The sequence below is a fragment of the Cupriavidus sp. YR651 genome, assembly GCF_900101625.1.
Classification (GTDB): Bacteria; Pseudomonadota; Gammaproteobacteria; order Burkholderiales; family Burkholderiaceae; genus Cupriavidus.
Genome location: NZ_FMYZ01000001.1, coordinates 1,079,406 through 1,099,918, shown reverse-complemented (window position 1 = coordinate 1,099,918; position 20,513 = coordinate 1,079,406). Strand labels below are relative to the sequence as shown.

General features: G+C 68.2%; 14 protein-coding genes. 5 read left to right on the top strand and 9 right to left on the bottom strand.

All coding sequences use genetic code 11. The annotated features are described in order from the left end of the window. Positions 1-64: 64 nt before the first annotated feature. The 7 genes from BLR29_RS04955 to BLR29_RS04925 all read right to left on the bottom strand — a co-directional run bounded on the left by BLR29_RS04955 (position 65) and on the right by BLR29_RS04925 (position 9,405). On the bottom strand, positions 65-1,726 hold the full coding sequence (locus BLR29_RS04955; protein WP_092135477.1) for a SulP family inorganic anion transporter: 1,662 nt from the start codon (positions 1,724-1,726) through the stop codon (positions 65-67). A 155-nt stretch (positions 1,727-1,881) separates the two neighbouring features. Further along, on the bottom strand, positions 1,882-3,753 hold the full coding sequence (locus BLR29_RS04950; protein ID WP_092135014.1) for a cytochrome P450: 1,872 nt from the start codon (positions 3,751-3,753) through the stop codon (positions 1,882-1,884). Positions 3,754-4,058: 305 nt separating this feature from the next. After that, entirely contained in the window at positions 4,059-5,801 is a 1,743-nt protein-coding gene (locus BLR29_RS04945) for a TRAP transporter large permease (RefSeq protein WP_092135012.1), read from the bottom strand. After that, on the bottom strand, positions 5,798-6,340 hold the full coding sequence (locus BLR29_RS04940) for a TRAP transporter small permease subunit (RefSeq protein ID WP_092135011.1): 543 nt from the start codon (positions 6,338-6,340) through the stop codon (positions 5,798-5,800). Before BLR29_RS04940 ends, BLR29_RS04945 begins: the two co-directional genes overlap by 4 nt. A gap of 112 nt (positions 6,341-6,452) precedes the next feature. Then, positions 6,453-7,862 carry an argininosuccinate lyase gene (gene argH, locus BLR29_RS04935; RefSeq protein WP_092135009.1) on the bottom strand — a complete coding sequence of 470 codons (1,410 nt, stop codon included), beginning with the start codon at positions 7,860-7,862 and terminating at the stop codon, positions 6,453-6,455. 173 nt (positions 7,863-8,035) lie between these two features. Next, entirely contained in the window at positions 8,036-8,761 is a 726-nt protein-coding gene (locus BLR29_RS04930) for an anti-sigma factor (protein ID WP_092135007.1), read from the bottom strand. Next, a complete protein-coding gene (locus BLR29_RS04925) occupies positions 8,758-9,405 on the bottom strand; it encodes an RNA polymerase sigma factor (protein WP_369804555.1) in 648 nt (215 codons plus the stop codon). Before BLR29_RS04925 ends, BLR29_RS04930 begins: the two co-directional genes overlap by 4 nt. A 196-nt stretch (positions 9,406-9,601) precedes the next feature. Here BLR29_RS04925 and BLR29_RS04920 point away from each other — a divergent pair, with 196 nt between their 5' ends. Beyond that, positions 9,602-10,204, top strand: coding sequence for a ferritin-like domain-containing protein (locus tag BLR29_RS04920; RefSeq protein WP_092135004.1), 603 nt, complete (start codon positions 9,602-9,604; stop codon positions 10,202-10,204). 215 nt (positions 10,205-10,419) lie between these two features. On the opposite strand, the gene ppc is transcribed toward BLR29_RS04920, so the two are convergent. Beyond that, positions 10,420-13,458 (bottom strand): phosphoenolpyruvate carboxylase, encoded by a 3,039-nt coding sequence (gene ppc, locus BLR29_RS04915; protein ID WP_092135002.1) that lies wholly within the window; start codon positions 13,456-13,458, stop codon positions 10,420-10,422. Positions 13,459-13,590: 132 nt separating this feature from the next. Here ppc and hemC point away from each other — a divergent pair, with 132 nt between their 5' ends. The 3 genes from hemC to BLR29_RS04900 are packed head-to-tail and all read left to right on the top strand — an operon-like array spanning position 13,591 to position 17,959. Beyond that, positions 13,591-14,586: a hydroxymethylbilane synthase gene (hemC, locus tag BLR29_RS04910; RefSeq protein WP_092135001.1), complete on the top strand. Its 996-nt coding sequence runs from the start codon at positions 13,591-13,593 to the stop codon at positions 14,584-14,586. A gap of 10 nt (positions 14,587-14,596) precedes the next feature. Beyond that, complete coding sequence (hemDX, locus tag BLR29_RS04905; RefSeq protein WP_092134999.1) at positions 14,597-16,765, top strand: fused uroporphyrinogen-III synthase HemD/membrane protein HemX; 2,169 nt, start codon at positions 14,597-14,599, stop codon at positions 16,763-16,765. 3 nt (positions 16,766-16,768) lie between these two features. After that, positions 16,769-17,959 (top strand): heme biosynthesis protein HemY, encoded by a 1,191-nt coding sequence (locus BLR29_RS04900; protein WP_092134997.1) that lies wholly within the window; start codon positions 16,769-16,771, stop codon positions 17,957-17,959. Positions 17,960-18,052: 93 nt separating this feature from the next. Here the strand turns inward: BLR29_RS04900 and BLR29_RS04895 are convergent, their stop codons facing one another. Beyond that, complete coding sequence (locus tag BLR29_RS04895) at positions 18,053-19,681, bottom strand: cryptochrome/photolyase family protein (RefSeq protein WP_092134995.1); 1,629 nt, start codon at positions 19,679-19,681, stop codon at positions 18,053-18,055. 84 nt (positions 19,682-19,765) lie between these two features. On the opposite strand from BLR29_RS04895, the gene BLR29_RS04890 reads away from it, so the two are divergent. Continuing rightward, positions 19,766-20,476: a pseudouridine synthase gene (locus BLR29_RS04890; protein ID WP_092135476.1), complete on the top strand. Its 711-nt coding sequence runs from the start codon at positions 19,766-19,768 to the stop codon at positions 20,474-20,476. The last annotated feature ends 37 nt before the right edge of the window (positions 20,477-20,513 follow it).

Here is a 20,513-nt window from a genome sequence, read left to right as displayed (position 1 = left end):
TTTTCTTTTCTACGGCCCCGATGCGACCCCGGTTGTGGCCTCGATTGCGACCCCGGTGGCGACCTCAGGCTGTCCAGTCCACGCCGTGATCGCTCAGGTAGTCATCCACCGCCGCGCCGACGGTAGGGTGGAAGACGTCCTGCCCCAGTTGGTCGAACAGTTCAAAGCGCTTGAGCTTGTCCTTGACCGGGTCCTTCATCTCGGCGAAATGCAGTTCGATGCCGCGATCACGCAAGGTGTTGTCCAGCTCGCGCAGCATGTCGGCCGACGTCACGTCGACGCTGGTCACCGGTTCGGCGGCCACCACCACGCGCCGCACCGGCGTCGGGGATGCCTCGATGGCCGCCAGCACACACTCCTGGAACAGCTCCGCGTTGGCGAAGAACAGCGGCGCATCCCAGCGGAACAGCACCAGCCCCGGCACGCGCCGCGCATTCGGATAGCGCTGTACGTCGTGATAGCCGCGCACACCCTCGGCGCGGCCCAGCACCGCATGGTGCGGGCGCCAGCCATCCCACAGGAATTCGATGACGGCGAGCCCTACCGCCAGGCAGATGCCGGGAATCGCGCCGAACACGGCGACGCCGGCAAAACAGGCCATCGACAGCCAGAACTCCCATTGCTGGATCCGATAGATCCGCTTCAGGTCCGCGAATTCGAACAGGCCGATCGCCGCGGCGATGACCACCGCGGCCAGCGCGCTGTTGGGCAGGTGGCGCATCAGGTCCGGCGCAAACAGCAGCAACGCGGCAACCGCCAGCGCGCCGATCACGCCCGTCAGCTGTGTCCGGGCGCCGGCCGCCTCCGCCACCGGGGTGCGTGATGAACTGCTGCTGATCGGAAAGCCCTGGAACAGCCCCGCTGCCAGATTGGCGGCGCCCAGGCCCACCATTTCCTGGCTGGCATCCACCGGCCGCTTCATGCGCGCGGCATAGGTGCGCGATAGCACGCTGGTATCCGCGAATGCCACCAGCGCGACGGCGCAGCCGCCCAGCGCGATGTTGGCCAGGTCTACGCCACTGAGCCAGGGCAGCGAGAAGGCGGGCAGCCCCTGCGGCATCTTGCCGAGCACCTTCACGCCGAAGTCTTCCAGCCCGAACAGCGCCACGGCGAGCGTGGCCAGCACCACGGCAATGAGGATGCCGGGCACGCGCTCGAAGCGCTTGAGCAGCAGGATCAGCACCAGCGCGCCGGCACCCACCGCCAGGCTGTACCAGTTGGCCTGGCCGGCCTGGATGGCGGTGCCCAGACTCAGCACGTCCCGCAAGGGCCCCGCGCTGTCGATGGAAATGCCGAACAGCTTGGGCAGCTGGCTGATCAGCACGGCGAAGGCGATGCCGTTCATGTAGCCGTAGCGGATCGGCTTGGATAACAGCTCGGTGATGAAACCCAGGCGCAGTACGCCGGCCAGGATGCAGACCACGCCGGACACCACCGCCATCATGCTGGCCACGGTGATCGCCCGCGCCGGGTCGCCGGCCGACAGCTGCACCACCACGGCCAGGATCGGCGCCGCCAGCGCGGAGTCGGGGCCCAGCACAAGGATGCGGCTGGGGCCGAACAGCGCGTAGGCAAGGAGGGGAATGATGGTGGCATACAGCCCGTAGATACCGGGCACGCCGGAGGCCTCCGCATAGGCGATGCCCACCGGGACCAGCATGGTGGTCAGCACCAGGCCGGCCGCCAGGTCATGCGGCAGCCATTTCGCCTCGTATTCGCGCAGCATCTGCACGCCCGGCACCCAGCGCAGCCAGCCCGATGCCGCGCGCTGGCCCGCACGCGCCGGGGGCACGGGACTGTTGAAGGGATAGTCGGGCAAGGCGTCCTCTCCGGGTTGGCGACCGCACGGGCGGATCGGCCGGGCCAGCGCCGATCAGGTTGTCAGACGGGCCGGGCTCCTGCCTGGCGGCGTTCCAGCACCACGCGCAGCCCGGTGGGCATCATGGTGAATGCAAAGGTCTCGCTGACCGGCCCCGAAGCGGGCGCCAGCCTGACGGTGAAATGCTGGCACACCATCGAAAGCGCCGCCTTGGCCTCCAGCAACGCCAGGCTGCGGCCGGGGCACAGGCGCGGGCCGGAGCCGAATGGCACGAAGCCGCTGCGATGATGCGCCGCCGCGGAGGTTTCCAGCCAGCGTTCCGGCCGGAACTCGCCGGCCGCGGCAAACTGGCTCTCACGCAAGGCGTTGGGCCGTGTCACCAGTACGATCAGCGTGCCCTTCGGCACCAGGTACCCGGCGATTGCCACATCCTCGTTCGGCTCCAGGTAGATCAGCGGGGCAACGGGCTTCAGGCGCAGCGATTCGTGCGCCACCGCATCCAGGTAGACCAGCCGCGCGGCATCCTGCATGTCGGTCAGCACGTCGGCCGTGCCCAGCACCGCGCCGGTTTCCTCCTGCATCCTGCGCTGGACCTCCGGGTGCAGGCACATGATGTACAGAATCCACGCGATGGTATTGGCGGTGGTGTCCTCGCCCGCCAGCAGCAGCGTGAACGCGTTGGCGAACAGCTCGTCATCGCTCAGCGCGGCCTCGCCGGCGGCTTGCGCGGCAATCATCGACTCCAGGAAATTGCGCGGGTGCGCCGCCAGTTCGGGCGCCTGCGACAGCCGCTCGCGCGTCGCGGCGATGATGTCGCCAAGCGCCGCGCGCACGGCTTCCACCGACCGGTCGAAGGCGCGGTCCGCCGGCAGACGGATGTAGTGCCAGTAAGGAAAGGCCGAGTTCAGGCGGCGGGCGATCATGGGCAGGATGTGCTCGAGGTGATGCTGGACCTCGCCGCCGTGGCCCTCCAGGGTGTTCATGTCATGGCCGAAGGCCAGACTGGTGGTGACGTCGACGGCGTACTGCATCAGGTCGTGCTGCGCATGCACCGACCGTCCTTCGGCCGCCGCCTGATCCCAACGCCGCTGCAGGCGCCGGGTGACGTTGACCAGCGTCGGAAAGAAATCGCGCAGGTGGCGGGCGTCCAGCGCCTGGGCGACCGGCCGGCGGTGCCGCAGCCATGCCTCGCCCTCGGCGGAGAACACGCCCACGGTGCCGATCTCGCGTGACAGTGCCTCGATGACGCTGGCGCGTCGAAAGGTACCGGGCCGGTCACGCAGGATCCGGTCGATCCATTCGCCATCCGAGATGACCACGACCGCGCGCTTCATCAGGCTGAAGCGGTAGATCGGGCCGAATTTCTCGCCCCAGCGTTCGAGGTCGGCATGCAGGTGTGTCTTGCGCAGTTGCAGCGCGTTGCCGAGCCAGGGCAGGCCATGCGGGCAGGGGAGCGCGGTCAGCGGCCGGGCCGGCATATCGGAAAAGTGGGTCTCGGATTTGTCCGAGGCGGGCTGGCTACGGGCGTCGAGCCGCGCCTTCCAGGCGAGGATCTCCGCGCGATCCATCCAGACATCGTCGCCCTCGAGGGTGGCCGTGAAGCGCCACAGGCAGACATCAGGCTGACCGACCCGGATCCCCGACGTGCCGTCGAAGCGCCAGCCATGCCCACGGCAGGTCAGGATGCCGTCCTCCAGCGATCCTTCCGCCAGCAGCGTGCCCTGATGGGGGCAACGGCCCTGAAAGGCGGAGACGGCGCCGTCGCGGCCAACCATCACGAGATCCACCCCGTCGACCTGTATCGGCAGGATGCCACCGCCCGCCAGCACCGCCGCGGACGCGACGCGTATCCGGTCCCCGGTGCCCTGGTGCGGCGCGGCATACCGTCCAGCCGTGGTCGCCCCGACCGTCAGCGGTTCACCGGGTGTGTTCATGTCGCCTCCTTGTGACCACGGGGCCTGTTCTGGCCGTGGTCGGACCGGGCCGCCACGTCGTTTCCGGGGACCCTGCACTCAGAGTAGCGAGGCGTGACCGGCTTGCAAGGCCGCTATCGGTTTGCGCGTGCGGGGGCCGCGCCAAATGCCGCTTTCGCCGCAGCCGGCCTGGCCACCCAAAGAAAAAGGGCTGAGTCCCGTGTCATACAGGACTCAGCCCTTTCGGTCCGCCTCCGACTCGCCCGGATGAAGGGGGACGATTCGGAGCCGGGGATCTTGCTCGCCGGGCTAGCCGGCGATTGCCGTCAGTTCTTCTTGTCGAACTCGAACTGCGGCGCGGCCGGTTCGCTCGGAGCGGAACTGCCCGGCAGCTCCAGCGTGGCCGGGCCTGACGCGGCGCCCGGCACCGAGGCTGGTTTGTCCGCCTCCGGACCGCCTCCGCCAAGCGGGATACTCACCTCGGCGGCATTGCTGTGTTTCAGCGATCCCTTGTCGAGCAGCCCGGTCACCATGCCCGGCCAGAACATGACCAGCAGCACCATCACCATCTGCAGGCCCACCCAGGGCAGCGCGCCCCAGTAGATGTCCGAGCTCTTGACTTCCTTCGGCGCGATGCCGCGCAGGTAGAACAGCGCGAAGCCGAACGGCGGGTGCATGAACGACGTCTGCATGTTCACGCACAGCATCACGCCGAACCACACCAGCGCTGCCGTCGCCGCGGCTTCGGGGTTGCCGCCCATCGAATCCATCACCACCGGCGCCAGCACCTTGACCGCCACGGGTGCCAGCATCGGCACCACGATGAACGCGATCTCGAAGAAGTCCAGGAAGAAGGCCAGGAAGAAGATGAACAGGTTCACCACGATCAGGAAGCCGATCCAGCCGCCCGGCAGCGAAGTGAACAGATGCTCCACCCACGCGCCGCCATCCACGCCCTGGAACACCACGGAGAAGCAGGTGGAGCCGATCAGGATGAACACCACCATGGCGGTGAGCCGCGCGGTGGACTGGTAGGCGTCGACGATCAGCAGGCGCAGGTCGGTCAGCTGGCCAGCGCGGATCAGCAGCCAGAGCACGACCAGGTAGGCCACGGCCAGGGGCACGCGGAACAGATGGGAGCCAAACGCGAAGACGCCTACCGCAGCCGCCACCAGCGTGGCCAGCATGCCCACGCGGTAGATGTTGCGGTCGATCTTGCTGAAGCCCTTGTCGCGGATCACGGCCAGCACCAGCGCGCCGACCGCGCCCATCGCGCCTGATTCCGTCGGGGTGGCGATGCCCAGCATGATCGTGCCCAGCACCAGGAAGATCAGCACCGCGCAGGGGATGATGCCGCGCAGGCATTTGCGCCACAGCGCCCAGCCACGCAGCGTACGGGCCTCGGCGGGCACCGGCGGCAGCCAGTCGGGCTTGATGCGGGTCAGCACGAAGGTGTACAGCGCGAACAGCGCGATCTGGACCACCGACGGACCCCAGGCACCCAGGTACATGCTGCCCACGTCGGCGCTGCCGGCGGGCGTCTTGAGCTGGTCGGCCAGCACCACCAGCACCAGCGACGGCGGCACCAGCTGTGTGATCGTGCCCGATGCGGCCAGCACGCCCGTGGCGTACTTCATGTTGTAGCGGTAGCGCATCATCACGGGCAGCGAGATCATCGCCATCGCGATCACCTGCGCCGCCACCGTGCCGGTGATCGCACCCAGGATAAAGCCGACGATGATGACCGAGTAGCCCAGGCCGCCGCGCACGGGGCCGAACAGCTGGCCCATCGAGTCCAGCATGTCCTCCGCCAGCCCGCATTTCTCCAGGATGGCACCCATGAACGTGAAGAACGGGATGGCGAGCAGCAGCTCGTTGGCCAGCACGCTGCCGAACACGCGGCTGGGCACGGCCTGCAGGAACTGGATCGGGAAGTAGCCCCATTCGATGGCCAGGAAGCCAAAGGCCAGGCCCACCGCCGAGAGGGAAAACGCGACCGGGAACCCGATCAGCATGAACACCACCAGGCCGCCGAACATCAGCGGCGGCATATATTCCAACGGAATCATTGCACCGGCCTTTCGTATTTTGATTCGATGCGCACCAGACCCTTCAGGGCGGCGAAGCGCTTGATCAGCTCGGAAATCCCCTGCAGCGTCAGCAGGGCGAAACCGACGGGCACCACCAGCTTGATCGGGTACCGCGGCAGGCCGCCGGAGTTACCGGATTGCTCGAGAATGCGCCACGAGGGCAGGAACAGCGAATCCCACGACAGCCACGTGAACAGGATCGTGGACGGCAGCAGAAAGACGACGATGCCGAAGATGTCGATCCAGTGTTGCGCGCGTTCCGACACGTTCCCGTAGATCAGGTCGACGCGCACATGCTCGTTGCGCTGGAACGTGTAGGAGGTGCCGAACATCACGGCGATGGCAAACATGTACCACTGCAGTTCGAGTGGCCAGTTGTCGCTGAGGTTGAAGCCGTAGCGGAGCAGGGCGTTGCCTGCGCTGATCAGGCACGAGAGCAGGATCATGATGTTTGCAAGCCTGCCAGTGTGCTGATTCAACCTGTCGATCTGTCGTGACAGACCAAGCAAGTAATACATGGGTTGTCTCCCCGGTTTTTGCGGCGATTAGTGTATCTGTAACAAAATCTATCGGCGCTTGGGGGTTGTACCTACCGGATTGCGCAAGTCTTGCGCAATGCTTACGCGAAACTTACAGCGCGGCGCGTGCGGCGGCGATGGCCGCGCGGACCTGATCGGGGGCGGTGCCGCCGATATGGTTGCGGGCCGCGACCGAGCCTTCCAGCGTCAGCACGGCGTGGACGTCGTCACCGATCAGCGTGGCCTTGTCGCCCAGGCCGGACACGTCGCGCAGCTCGGCCACGGTCAGGTCGGCCAGGTCGCAGTGGCGGTCGTCGCAGGCGCGTACGGCGTGGGCCACGGCCTCGTGGGCGTCCCGGAAAGGCAGGCCGCGCTTGACGAGGTAATCGGCCAGGTCCGTCGCGGTGGCATAGCCCTGCAGCGCGGCGGCGCGCATGGCCTCCGGCTTGACGGTGATGCCCGGCACCATGTCGGCGAAGATGCGCAGCGTGTCCACCACGGTGTCGACGGTGTCGAACAGCGGCTCCTTGTCTTCCTGGTTGTCCTTGTTGTAGGCCAGCGGCTGGCCCTTCATCAGCGTCAGCAGGCCGATCAGGTGGCCGTTCACGCGGCCGGTCTTGCCGCGCGCCAGCTCGGGCACGTCCGGGTTCTTCTTCTGCGGCATGATCGAGCTGCCCGTGCAGAAGCGGTCGGCGATGTCGATGAAGCCGACGCGCGGGCTCATCCACAGCACCAGCTCCTCCGAGAAGCGCGACACGTGCGTCATCACCAGTGCGGCGGCCGCGCAGAATTCGATGGCGAAGTCGCGGTCGGACACGGCATCCAGCGAGTTGCGGCACACGCCGTCAAAGCCCAGCTGGCTGGCCACGAATTCGCGGTCGATCGGGTAGCTCGTGCCGGCCAGCGCGGCGGCGCCCAGCGGCAGGCGGTTGATGCGCTTGCGGCAGTCGGCCATGCGCTCGGTGTCGCGCGTGAACATTTCCACGTAGGCCAGCAGGTGGTGGCCGAACGTGACCGGCTGTGCCACCTGCAGGTGGGTGAAGCCGGGCATGATGGTCGCGGCGTTCGCGTCCGCCAGGTCCAGCAGCGCGCCGCGCAGGGCGCCCAGCAGACCGATGATGTTGTCGACCTCGCTGCGCAGCCAGAGGCGGATGTCGGTCGCCACCTGGTCGTTGCGCGAGCGGCCCGTATGCAGGCGCTTGCCGGCGTCACCGACCAGTGCGGTCAGGCGGGCCTCGATGTTCAGGTGGACGTCTTCGAGATCCAGCTTCCACTCGAATGCGCCCGACTCGATCTCGCCGCGGATCTGCGTCATGCCGCGCTCGATCTCGGCGCGGTCGGCCTCGGCGATGATGCCTTGCTTCGCCAGCATGGCCGCGTGGGCCAGCGACCCCTGGATGTCGAAGAGCGCCAGGCGCTTGTCGAAGAAGACCGATGCGGTGTAGCGCTTCACCAGGTCGGACATCGGTTCGGAGAAGCGGGCGGACCAGGCTTCGCCTTTCTTGGCAAGTTGGGAGGTCATGGGCGACGAGACGGTTGGATGGCGAGCGCCAGGGCGGCGGCGGGGCCGGGCGGTGGCGCAAGCGGAAAATCGGGAAACCGCGATTATATCGCTCCGCAGCCCGCCCAATGCCCGAATCCGCGCCGGATGCGGTCCGGGATTCCGCGCGGGATGCGCTCCGGGATGCGCCTGGGCTAGACCGGCTGGTTGACCAGCCGGCCCTGGAACACCACGGGACCCGATGGCCCGTCCGGGTTGGGCGAGCCGCCGGGCGGCTCGATGCTGATCGCCAGCGCCGGCACGCTGCCCGGCGCGGCCTTGACGGCCATCCGGACCTCGTGGCGCTGGCCGATCACACCGAGCGACTGCGGCTTGCCGCCTTCAGGCAGCGCCCAAAGCTGCAGCACCTGCTTGTCGGTCAGCTCCAGGTGATCCAGGCGACGCACCGTGACCATGCCCGCGCGGGCATCCCAGGTGACCAGTGCGGCAGGCTGGGCTTGTGCGTCGTTGAGGATCGCCACCGCGGATACCTGCGGGGTGAGTTCGAGCTGGTTCACCAATATCCTCGACACGCCGATGGCCAGCACGGTCACCATGGCCAGCGCGGCCGTGCTCACGCGCCAGAACGTGGGAGCCTCCCACAGTCGCTGCCACCACGGTTGCGCGGGCTTTGCGCCGGGTGCGGGCTTCCAGCCCAGCCGCTGCTCGATGCCGCACCAGACCGCCTCGACCGGCTCGGCGGCGGGCTGCAACTCCGCCAGCCCGGCCAGCCGCGCCTGCCAGTGGCCGATCGCCGTGCGCACGGCAGCTTCCTCGCGCGCCAGTTGCTCCAGGCGGCGCCGGGCACCGCCGCGCAGCACCCCCAGCGCGTACTGGGCGGCCAGATGGTCGAGCAGGTCGGGATGGCCGGTCAGCCTCATGTCAGGCCCTCCAGGCAGGTGCGCAGCCGTTCCAGCCCGCGCCGGATCCACGATTTCACCGTGCCCAGCGGCACGCGCAATTGCGCGGCCAGATCCGCGTGGCTCATGTCGCGCAGGTATGCCAGCGCGATCACCTGCCGCTGCGAGGGTTCCAGCCGCTGCAGGCAGCGGTCCAGCGCGCGCGCCCGTTCGCTGGCCAGCACTTCCTCCGCCGGACCGGCGTGATCGTCGGCCAGCCATTCGGCGAGGTCATCGTCCGGGTCGGCCGCCTGGCCAAGATGGGCCGCGGCCTGTCGGCGCAGGCAATCCAGCGCCCGGTTGCGCACGATCGCCGTCATCCACGTGGTAGGCGCGGCCAGATGCGGGCGATAGTCGCCGGCGTGGTGCCAGATGCTGACAAAACTCTCCTGCACGACGTCCTCCGCCCAGTCCCGCCTGTGAGTGATACGCAGCGCAAGGCCAAACAGTTTCGTTGCCGTGAGGTCGTACAGGGTGCGCAACGCCTGGCGGTTGCCCAGGCTGATGTCCTGCAGCAGCGCGGCCAGCCGGCCGGCGTCCGCCGGCGGCGCGTATTCGGGGCGGCCCGATGGATCGGCCCCGGCGCGGGACGACGCGTCAGCGGAGGAGGGGAGGGAAGCGGGCACCTGGCTCGATGTGATGTGCGATGGGCTCCGCCTGAGTATAGACATCCGAGCCCCTCGGGCGCGGGCCGTTTGCGCGGGACGTGCATCCGACGTGCATCCGACGTGCATCCGACGTGCATCCAATCGGGCGGCGCGAACGTATATGAGTCAGGCGCGCTGCCAGACAGGCGCCAGTCCACCCCATCAGGAGACCACCATGACTCGTTTCGAACGCACACCGGAATCGCGCATCGTCACCCTGCCGGACGCCCGCAGGCGCGGCCTGCTGAAAGTCCCCGGGCTATTCGCGCTCGGTTCGCTGGCCGTGATCTCGCTTGGCGAATCGATGCCGGCCTGGGCGCAGACCCAGTCGGGGAGCACCAAGGACGATATCAACATCCTCAATACCGCGCTCGGGCTCGAGTACCAGGCGATCGCGGCCTACCAGGTGGGCGCGGAAAGCGGCCTGCTGCAGAAGCCCGTGCTGGATACCGCCGTGAAGTTCCAGGGCCACCACAAGGCGCACGCGCAGGTCCTGTCCGGCACGGTCAGCAAGCTGGGCGGATCGCCCGTCATGCCGAAGAAGCCGTCCGAATACAACTTCCCGGCGGAACAGCTGAAAACGCAGGCCGATGTGCTGCGCTTTGCCGCAGGGCTGGAAAAAGGGGCCACCGCGGCCTATCTGGGCGTGCTGCCGAGCTTCCACAACCGGGAACTGACGAAGGCAGCCGGCAGCATCCTGGGCGACGAAGCCATGCACTGGGCCATCCTGCTGCAAGCGCTCGGCGAAGACCCCGTCCCGGGCGCATTTGTGGGTTGAGGAAGGAGCGAAGGGAGTGGGACAGGGGGAGAGGGCGGGTGCAGCGGGGTCGAGTGCGCCGTCGACGATTCCGGGGACCGGGAGCCAGCGCTGGCTCGCGACGCATCCATGCTGCGTGAGCCTGCCCTCTCCCCCTGTCCCATTTCCCAGGCCGATGCAGCGGCCTGCCTGTCCCGGCCGGCACCGGGGGCGATTGCCCCGGTGCCGGTGCCTGGTCAACCGCTGTTGCGCAGGCCGGCCGCCACCCCGTTGATGGTCAGGTGGATCCCCCGGCGTACGCGCACGTCGTCGGCATCCTTGCCGGCCCGGTAGCGCTTGAGCAGTTCCACCTGCAAGTGGTTCAGCGGGTCCAGGTAGGCAAAGCGGTTCTTGATCGAGCGCGCCAGCAGCGGGTTGTCCGCCAGCCGTTCCTGCCGGCCGGTGACCAGCGCCAGCATGTCGCACGTCAGATGCCATTCGGCGCTGATGCGGGCGAACACGGACTTGCGCAGCGCGGCGTCATCGCAGAGTTGCGCGTAGCGCGATGCCACGGCCAGATCGGTCTTGGCCAGCACCATGTCCATGTTCGACAGCAGCGTGGAGAAGAACGGCCACGACTTGACCATGCGCCGCAGCGTGGCCACGGTGGCCTTGCGCGACTTCTCGTCCGCCGCGTCGTCCAGCAGAGCCTTGACGGCGCTGCCGAAGCCGAACCAGCCCGGCAGCAGCAGGCGGCATTGTCCCCACGAGAAGCCCCAGGGGATCGCACGGAGATCCTCGATGCGACGATGGCGCTTGTCCATCAGCTTGCGCGATGCCGGCCGCGAACCCAGGTTCAGGTCGGCGATTTCCGTGATCGGCGTGGTGGCGAAGAAGTAATCCTTGAAGCCCGGGGTCTCGTAGACCAGGTCGCGGTATGCGCCGAACGCGTGATCGGACAGCTGCTGCATGATGCCCTCGAACGTCACCAGGTCCTTCGGCGCATTCTGCGTGGGCAGCAGCGATGCCTCCAGCGTGGCGGCGATCACCGTCTCCAGGTTGCGTCGGCCGATCTCGGCGTTGGCGAACTTGCTGTTGATGATTTCGCCCTGTTCGGTCAGGCGGATCTGGCCGTTCACGGTGCCCGGCGGCTGGGACAGGATGGCCTGGTAGGTCGGGCCGCCGCCGCGGCCCACGGTGCCGCCGCGGCCGTGGAACAGGCGCAGCTTGACGCGGCGTTCCTGGAACAGCTTCACCAGTGCCAGCTCGGCCTTGTAGAGTTCCCAGTTCGACGTCAGGAAGCCGCCGTCCTTGTTGGAATCCGAATAGCCCAGCATGACTTCCTGCTCGACGCCGTGATGGGCGATGACCGAGTCGAAGCCGGGCAGGTCGAGCAGGGACTGCATGATGCCGGCGGCGTTGCGCAAATCTTCGATGGTTTCGAACAGCGGAATGACCATCAGCTCCATGCGGGCCGGGTCCGCCTTGCTGCCCAGCGTGCCGCGCAGCATGCCGGATTCCTTCTGCAGCAGCATGACTTCCACGAGGTCGGACAGCGTTTCCGTGTGCGAGATGATGTAGTTGCGTGCCACGCGCTTGCCGTAGCGGGCGCGCAGGTCGCGCGCCATCGCCAGGATGGCCAGCTCCTTGCGGGTCTGCTCGGAATAGTCGTGCCACGGCATGGTCAGCAGGCGCGGCTGGCGCAGCTCGGCCAGCAGCAGTTCCAGCTTGCGCGCTTCCGGCAGGGCGGCGTAATTCTTTTCCACGCCGGCGGCCGCGAACAGTTCGGCGATGACGGCTTCGTGCACGTCCGACACCTGCCGCATGTCCACCGATGCCAGGTGGAAGCCGAAGATGGCGATGGCGCGGGACAGCGCGTCGATGCGGGCGCGGGCCAGCGCCTCGCCGTGGTGGGTGCGCAGCGAATCGACCACGATCTGCACGTCGGCGGCAAACGCCTCGGCGCTCTCGTACGGCGCTGTGTCCGCCACCGGGTGGCGCTGGGCCACGTGGCCGGTCAGCTGCTGCGAGGTGGCGGCCAGCCGCGCGTACATGCCGATCAGCGCACGGCGGTACGGTTCGTCGGCGCGGTGCTCGGAGTGGTCGGGCGAGGCTTCCGCCAGGGCCAGCAACTCGGGGCTCGCATCGACCATCAGTGAGGACATCGACAGCTCGGCGCCCAGCGCGTGTACTTCGTCGAGGTACCACTCCATGATCAGCGCCGACTGCTGGCGCGCTGCGTGCTCGAGCGTTTCGGCGGTGACGTTCGGATTGCCGTCGCGATCGCCGCCGATCCACGACCCCATCTGCAGGAACGGTGCGAGCGGCGCGGGCGGGGCGCCGGCGCGGCCCTTCTTGGTGGCCGGAAAGGCGGCGGCGATGTCCTCTTCCAGCTCGGCCATCAGGCGCGGGATGCCGTGCAGGAACGTGGTGCGGTAATAGGAGAGGGCGTTCTCGATTTCGTCGACCACCATCAGCCGCGTGTTGCGCAGCATGCGGGTTTGCCAGAGCGTGGTGACGCGGGCGCGCAGTTGCGCGGTGTTGTGGTCGCGCTCGCGCGCGGTCATCGGCAGGTCGCGTTCGGCCAGCAGGCGCGCGATCTCGCGCTCGGCGTCCAGGATGCTCTTGCGCTGGACTTCGGTCGGGTGCGCGGTCAGCACGGGCACGATCAGCGCCTCATCGAGGAACTTGCGCAGTTCCTTGCCGGTGACGCCGGCGGCGTCGATGGCTTCCAGCGCGCGGGCCAGGCTGCCCGGCTGCGGCGGCGAACCCGCCAGCGCGTGGATGCGGCGGCGGCGGTTGTGGTGTTGATCCTCGGCGATGTTGGCCAGATGCGAGAAATAGCTGAATGCGCGTACCACCGAGTTGGTCTGGTCGCGCGACAGGCGCTTCAGCAGGCGGTCCAGTTCGGCGCCGGCCGCACGGTCGTTCTCGCGGCGGAAACGCACGGCGGTCTGGCGGATCGTCTCGACGAGGTCGAAGGCGGCTTCGCCTTCCTGTTCCCGTACGCAATCGCCCAGCAGACGGCCCAGGAAGCGGATGTCCTCGCGCAGCGGCAAGTCCTTGTCGGCGGCGGCGCGGCGGGCCGGGGCGGCGCCGGGCACGGTGGCGCCGTTGGTGGCCACTACGGCCAGATTGGTCTTTGCCGTCTTGGCCGAAGGCTTGGCCTTGGCGGGCGCGGGGGATGTCGATTTGGTGGAAGCGCCGTCGGCGTCACGCGGGCCGGAGGCCTTCAGGACAGACTTGCGGCCGGTGGAACGGGGGCGGCCGGTGGGGCGCGCAGCAGGCTGCGTCATGCACAATCTCCTCGTATCTCTTATAGGTGAGGGCGCACGGGTGGCGCCCTCCTTCACATGACCGGCGGCAAAGCCTTGCGGGGGCGGCATTTTGGGGCCTGAGGCCGCCGGGGTGCGTGCTAACATGCGCGCATGCAAGCACCTGCCTTCCCGTCTTCTTCGTCCGCTGCCGTATCTCGCAGCATGCCGCACAAGCTCGTGATCGCCTCGCGCGAAAGCCGGCTGGCGATGTGGCAGGCTGAACATGTGCGTGCTGCGTTGCAACAATACTATCCCGCGTGCGATGTGTCCATTCTCGGAATGACGACACGGGGTGATCAAATTCTCGATAAGACCTTGTCAAAGGTAGGCGGCAAAGGCTTGTTCGTGAAGGAGCTCGAGGTGGCCATGGCCGAGGGCCGTGCCGACCTGGCCGTGCACTCGCTCAAGGATGTGCCGATGGAGTTGCCCGAGGGCTTCGTGCTCACGGCCGTGATGGAGCGCGAGGACCCGCGCGATGCGCTGGTGTCGTCGCAGTTCGCATCGCTCGCCGAGATGCCGCCCGGCACCGTGGTGGGCACGTCGAGCCTGCGCCGGGAGGCCGCGCTCCGCAGCCGTTATCCGCATCTGGTCATCAAGCCGCTGCGTGGCAATCTCGACACCCGGCTGGGCAAGCTCGATCGTGGCGAGTATGGCGCCATCATCCTGGCCGCGGCTGGCCTCAAGCGGCTCGGCCTGGGCGACCGCATCCGCGCGCTGATCGATCCCGAGTCGTCGTTGCCGGCGGCGGGTCAGGGCGCGCTGGGCATCGAGATTCGTTCCGGACGACCCGAGCTGGCCGAATGGCTGGCGCCGCTGAATCATCTGCCGACGCTGCTGGCGGTGTCCGCCGAGCGCGTCGTGTCACGCCGCCTGGGCGGGTCCTGCCAGGTTCCGCTGGCCGCGCATGCGCGCTGGCATGGCGCCGATCTGCAGCTCGATGCCTTCGTGGCCCTGCCCGACGGCAGCCGCCAGCTGCGCGCGAGCGCGTCGATGCCGGCCGATACGGTCGCCGCGGCGGAGCAGCTCGGCGCATTGGTCGCCGGTGACCTGCTCGCCCAGGGTGCCGGCGAGGTGCTGGCGACGCTGTCCACCACAGCCCCGACCTGAGAACGGCGCGATGCCCCGCCCGACCGTCGTAGTTACGCGACCTGCCGGGCAGTCCCGGCAACTGACAGAGGCGCTGCAGGCCGCCGGCCTGGACGTGCTCGGCTTCCCGCTGCTGGCCATCGGCCCCGCGCCCGACGACGGTCCGTTGCGCGCCGCGCTGGCCCGGCTGGCCGACTTCTCGCTCGTCGTCTTCGTCAGTCCCAACGCGGTGGCGTATGCCCTCGACGCGCTCGCACAAGTCCAGAACGCACCGGCCGGTGGCCAATGGCCGGTGGACGTGGCGCTGGCCGTGGTCGGCCCGTCGAGCGTGGCGGCGCTGGCGGAACGCGGCATCGCCGCGCCCGCGCATCGCGTGATCGCGCCGGCCGGCGCACACGGCAACCCCGAAACCAGCCATGAGACGGCCCGTTTCGATTCCGAGGCGCTCTGGTCCGAGCTCGACACCACGCCCGGCGCGTTTGCGGGCCGCCGCGTGCTGATCATTCGCGGCAATGGCGGGCGCGACTGGCTGGGCGACCGCCTGCGCGAATCGGGTGCCACGGTCGAGGCCGTCGAGGCCTACAGCCGCACGCTGCCCGAACCCGGCGCGATGCAATGGCAGGCGGTGCGCGAAGGCCTGAAGCCCGAGGCGTCGCCGTGCGCCTGGCTGCTGACCAGTTCTGAGGCCGTGCGCAACCTGGATGCGCTGGCCCGCCTGCATCTGTCGCCGCAGGAACACGAACGCCTGAAGCAGGTGCAGTGCATCGCACCGCATGCGAGAATTGCCGCGCAGGCCGAGGCGCTCGGTTTTGCGCATGTGCTACCCGCCGCACCGGGCGACGCCGGCTTGCTGGCCGCCTGCAAGCAATGGGCCGATGCCCACGCGGGCCCGGCCGCACCGGCCGCCATGATGGCGCCGCCTGTGGCACCGGCACCCCCGGCGCCGGCGGTACCCGCGGCATCGTCGCCGGCATTGTCGGCATCGTCGGTACCACAGGCCGCGGCCCCGGATACCGTGTCCGCCCCTGCACCGGCAGGCACAGCTACCCCGCAATCCACGTCAACGAAGGTCGATCGCGTGACGACAGACACTACGTCCACTTCCGCCGCTACCCCGCCGCCAGCCGCCGGGCACGCTTCTCTTTCCGCCACGCCACGCCGCGTGAACCCGTGGTGGATCCTCGTCGCCGTGCTGGTGCTGGCCACCGCCGGGGGCTTCTGGTGGTTGCAAACGCGGGTGGAGCGCCTGACGCAGGAACTCGCGCGCCGCCAGCAGAGCAACGACGCGCTGGTCCAGGAAACGCGCGTGCTGTCGCGCAACGCGCAGGACACCGTCAAGGAATTGCAAGCCAAGGTCGGCGCGCTGGACGGCCAGGTGGGCGAGACCCGCGACAAGCAGGCCGCGCTCGAACAGGTCTACCAGGACCTGATGCGCAACCGGGACGACTGGGAGCTGGCCGAGATCCAGCAATTGCTGACCAATGCCGGGCAGCAGTTGCAGCTCACGGGCAGCGTGCAGGTGGCGCTGGCCGCGCTGCAGAGCGCCGATGCCCGGCTGGCCCGCAGCGACAAGCCGCAGTACAACCTGCTGCGCCGTGCCATCGCGCGCGACATCGCCCGCATGAAGGCAGTACCCGATACGGACCTGACCGGTGCCGCGATCAAGCTGGACGAATCGATCAACCAGATCGACGCGCTGCCGCTGCTGTCGGGTGAACGCATGCTCGACCGTACCCCAGGCGACGCCGACAAGGCCGCCACGCAGAAGGGGGCCTCGGGTTCTTCGGCGTCTCCCACGTCTGCGGCCAATCCGGCTGCCGGCTCGGCTAGCACAGGGGGCAACTTCGTCTCGCGTCTCTGGAACTACGTGCTCGACGAACTCGCACAGGTGATCCGCATCCGCAAGGTCGACGATGCCAACGCGCTGCTGCTGTCTGGCGACCAGGGCTGGTTCCTGCGCGAGAACGTCAAGCTGCGCCTGCTCAACGCGCGCCTGGCCCTGCTGTCGCGCAACGAGCCGGTGTTCCGCAATGACCTGGCCGTCGCGCAGGCGATGATCGCGCGCTACTTCGATACCCGCTCGCGCCGTGTGCAAGGGGTGCTGACGCTGCTCAAGCAGGCCCAGGCCAGTGCCGTGACGGTGGCTCTGCCGACGATGGCGGAGAGCCTTGGCGCGCTGCGTGCGCTCAAGAAGGAGTAGCGCATGCGGCTTCTTTTCTGGGTAGCGGTTCTGTTCGGGGGCGCTGTCGGGCTGGCGCTGTTCACCCAATTCAATCACAGCAACGTGGTGCTGTTCTATCCGCCGTACCGGGTGGAAATGTCGCTCAACCTGACGCTGGCGCTGCTGTTGCTGGCGTTCTTCGTGGTCTGGACCATCCTGACCACGTTCCGGCACCTGTCCGAGATGCCGCGCCGTGCCGCCGCGTACCGCGAGCGCAGCCGCATGAGCAAGGCGCAGGCGGCGCTGCGCGAATCCATCGAGAACCTGTTTGCCGGCCGTTTTGCCCGGGCGGAACGCGCCGCGCGCGAGGCGCAGGCCTGGCCCGAGCAGGCCCAGACCGCCGCGCTGGTGGGCGCGCGGGCCGCGCACCGGATGCAGGAATCGGAGCGGCGCGACGCGTGGATGGCGCAGGTCACGGACCCGGATCGCGAACAGGCGCGGCTGGTGTCGATGGCCGAGTTGCTGGTCGATGCCCGCGACGCCGAGGGCGCGCTGGAAACCATCGCGCAACTGCAGGAAAAGGGCGGCCGCCAGATCCACGTGCAGCGGATCGCCTTGCGCGCGCACCAGCACCTGAAGAACTGGAACGAGGTGCTGAGGCTGGCGCGTTCCCTCGAAAAGCGCAACGCGCTGCACCCGGTGCTGGCGCTGCGGCTCAAGCAGATGGCGGTGGAAGCGATGCTGGAAGAGCGCCGCCACGATGCCGAGGGCCTGTATCACTTCTGGCGATCGCTGTCCGCCGACGAGCGTCACGCGGTGCGCATCGCCGAACCCGCCGCGCGCTATTTCTCCGCACTGGGCCGCCAGAACGAGGCACGCCGGATCGTCGAGGAAGCGCTCAAGGTCAACTGGGACAGCCGGCTGGTGCAGCGCTACGCCGACTGCGCGGAACCGGGCAAGGCGTTGCCGCAGATCCAGCAGGCCGAGAAGTGGTTGACCGAGCATCCCGCCGATGCCGATCTCTACTACACGCTGGGCGTGCTGTGCCTCGGGGAGCAACTCTGGGGCAAGGCGCAGTCGAACTTCGAACGTGCGCTCAGGTATGCCGATCCGGACGCGCAACGCCGGCTGCGCGTGCGTGCGCACCTGGCACTGGCGCGGCTGTTCGAGGAAACCGAGCGGCCCGACGATGCGCAGCGCCACTATCGCGAAAGCGCGATGCTGGCGGCGTAAGGGCGGAAGCGCCAGATGTCGGCGGAGAAATGTCGGCGGAGAAACCCTGGCGGGGAAACGGAAAGCCGGACATCGCGTCCGGCTTTTTCTTTTCTAGCGGCCGTTGTCCGGCTCGTGCGCCGTTTCGTCCGGCTCCCGCGTTTCTTTCTCCAGTGCCGCTTTTGCCGCAGCCCTGGCCTTTGGTGTCTTGACCAGGGCGTAGCGGGCCAGCGTTTCCTGCCGCGCGACGTCGTGCCGGACGATCGGCCCTGGATAGTTGTCGCCCAGCCTGACGCCAGCGGCCGCAAGCACATCGTCCGGGGCCGTCCAGGGCGCGTGGAGGTACTTGTCCGGCAGATTGGCCAGCACGGGCAGGTACCTGCGGATGAACCGGCCCTGCGGATCAAATTTCTCCGATTGGGTGACCGGGTTGAAGATCCGGAAGTACGGCTGGGCATCGCAGCCGGTGGAGGCCGCCCACTGCCAGCCGCCGTTGTTGGCCGAGAAATCGAAGTCGTTGAGTTGGTCGGCGAAATACTGCTCGCCGCGCCGCCAGTCCACGCCCAGATCCTTGACCAGGAAGCTGGCCGTCACCATGCGCAGCCGGTTGTGCATATAGCCGCTCTGGCGGATCTGCAGCATCGCGGCGTCCACCAGCGGGTAGCCGGTCCGCGCGTCGCGCCACGCTTCGAAATAGCGGTCGCCGGTGGCGCGGTCGATCCAGCGCAGCCCGTCGTATTCCGGATGGTATGACTTGCCGTCGGCCACGCGCGGATGGTGGTGCAGGATCATGAAATAGAAGTCGCGCCAGATCAGTTCGGATAGCCAGACGGCTGCCCCCGCGCTGTCCGCGCCGCCGCGCAACACCGTTTCGTGCGCGGCGCGGGCCAGCGTGCGAATCGAGAGCGTGCCGAAGCGCAGGTGCACCGACAGGTAGCTCGGGCCGCGCAGGGCAGGGAAGTCGCGGCGGCGTCCGTAGTCCCCGATGCGGTCCATGAATTCGTCGAACAAGGCATGGGCGCCGTCGCTGCCGGTGGGCATTGCCACCTCGGCCAGGTTGCTCGGCGCAAATCCCAGAGCTTCCAGCGTTGGCAACGCCTTGCGGTGGTTCGCCGGCACGGGGGCGAGGGCCTTCAGGTACTTGTCGACCGGGTACGGCCGCAGGTCGAAGGGCCGCAATGCCCGCAGCCATGCGTTCTTGTAGGGGGTGAAGACCGCAAAGGGCGCGCCCTGGCCGTTCAGGATCTCGTCGGCTTCAAAGATGACCTGGTCCTTGAACGTGAAGAGCACCCGGGAAGCCGCCGTCAGCGCCTTGCGGACCGCGGCATCGCGCGCATTGGCGGAGGGCTCGTAGTCGTGGTTCGCGAATACTGCCTCGACGTCGAGTTCGGCCGCGAGCCGGGGGATGGCCTCGCGTGCGGCATCGTCCAGTACGATCAGCCCGCCTCCGGCCCGCTCCAGCGCGGTGCGCAGTGGCGCCAGCGACCGCAGGATGAACTCGACGCGCCGGTCGGCCCGGAGCCCGCGTTCGCGCAGGGGATCCAGGATCTCGCGGTCGAATACGAATACGCACCACACCTGCCGGCAGTGCTTCACGGCATAATGCAGCGCCGCGTGGTCGTCGGCGCGCAAGTCGCGCCGGAACCAGACCAGGCCCCGCCCGAACTGGCCATCGATCCGGTAGGGCAGGCGGCCCGCGGCAGCGGCGTCCGCATCAGGGCGTTGTGAGGGCGATCCAGGCATCGCCGTACCCTAACATACGATAGGCCCGCGTCACCGGGCCATCACCGGGCTAGTCCCCAGCATTCCCAAGCCATTCCCATGTCCATGACTCTCGACCGTATTCTGCAATCCCAGGGCTTCGGCACGCGCCGCTACTGTGGCGACCTGGTGGCCGCCGGGCTGGTGGAGGTCAACGGTGAATTGTGCGAGGACCCGGACGCCCGCTTTGACGTGGACGGCCTGCGGCTGACCGTGGACGGCGAGGAGTGGCTGGCCTGCACCAAGGCCTACCTGATGCTGCACAAGCCCACCGGCTATGAATGCTCCCAGCGCCCGCGCCACCACCCGAGCATCTACAACCTGCTGCCGGTGCCGCTGCGCCAGCGGGAGGTGCAGGCCGTGGGCAGGCTCGATCACGACACCACGGGCCTGCTGTTGCTGACCGACGACGGCCAGTTCATCCATGCCCAGACGTCGCCCAAGCGCAAGGTACCCAAGATCTACGAAGTGACGACGTTCGATCCGGTGACGCCGGAGCAGGTGGAAGCGCTGCGCACCGGCGTGAAGCTGGATGACGAACCGGCGCCGCTTGCCGCCGATGCCTGCGAGGCCACCGGGGAGCGCAGCCTGCGGCTGACCCTGATCCAGGGTAAATATCACCAGGTGAAACGCATGGTGGCGGCCGTCGGCAACCACGTCACCGCCTTGCATCGCAGCGCCATTGGCGGTCTGGAACTGGACCCGGCGCTGGCCCCGGGCGAGTGGCGCTGGCTGACCGCCGCGGATCTTGCGGCGCTGAAGGCGTCGGAACAATAGGCCGACTCGCTCTGGTGACGAATACTGCTCAGGTGGC

Bases quoted from the DNA above. Each gene is read 5' to 3' on its own strand.
- BLR29_RS04955 (WP_092135477.1), bottom strand. From the start codon at position 1,726: ATGCTGCGCGAATACGAGGCGAAATGGCTGCCGCATGACCTGGCGGCC.
- BLR29_RS04950 (WP_092135014.1), bottom strand. From the start codon at position 3,753: ATGAACACACCCGGTGAACCGCTGACGGTCGGGGCGACCACGGCTGGA.
- BLR29_RS04945 (WP_092135012.1), bottom strand. From the start codon at position 5,801: ATGATTCCGTTGGAATATATGCCGCCGCTGATGTTCGGCGGCCTGGTG.
- BLR29_RS04940 (WP_092135011.1), bottom strand. From the start codon at position 6,340: ATGTATTACTTGCTTGGTCTGTCACGACAGATCGACAGGTTGAATCAG.
- argH (WP_092135009.1), bottom strand. From the start codon at position 7,862: ATGACCTCCCAACTTGCCAAGAAAGGCGAAGCCTGGTCCGCCCGCTTC.
- BLR29_RS04930 (WP_092135007.1), bottom strand. From the start codon at position 8,761: ATGAGGCTGACCGGCCATCCCGACCTGCTCGACCATCTGGCCGCCCAG.
- BLR29_RS04920 (WP_092135004.1), top strand. From the start codon at position 9,602: ATGACTCGTTTCGAACGCACACCGGAATCGCGCATCGTCACCCTGCCG.
- ppc (WP_092135002.1), bottom strand. From the start codon at position 13,458: ATGACGCAGCCTGCTGCGCGCCCCACCGGCCGCCCCCGTTCCACCGGC.
- hemC (WP_092135001.1), top strand. From the start codon at position 13,591: ATGCAAGCACCTGCCTTCCCGTCTTCTTCGTCCGCTGCCGTATCTCGC.
- hemDX (WP_092134999.1), top strand. From the start codon at position 14,597: ATGCCCCGCCCGACCGTCGTAGTTACGCGACCTGCCGGGCAGTCCCGG.
- BLR29_RS04900 (WP_092134997.1), top strand. From the start codon at position 16,769: ATGCGGCTTCTTTTCTGGGTAGCGGTTCTGTTCGGGGGCGCTGTCGGG.
- BLR29_RS04895 (WP_092134995.1), bottom strand. From the start codon at position 19,681: ATGCCTGGATCGCCCTCACAACGCCCTGATGCGGACGCCGCTGCCGCG.
- BLR29_RS04890 (WP_092135476.1), top strand. From the start codon at position 19,766: ATGACTCTCGACCGTATTCTGCAATCCCAGGGCTTCGGCACGCGCCGC.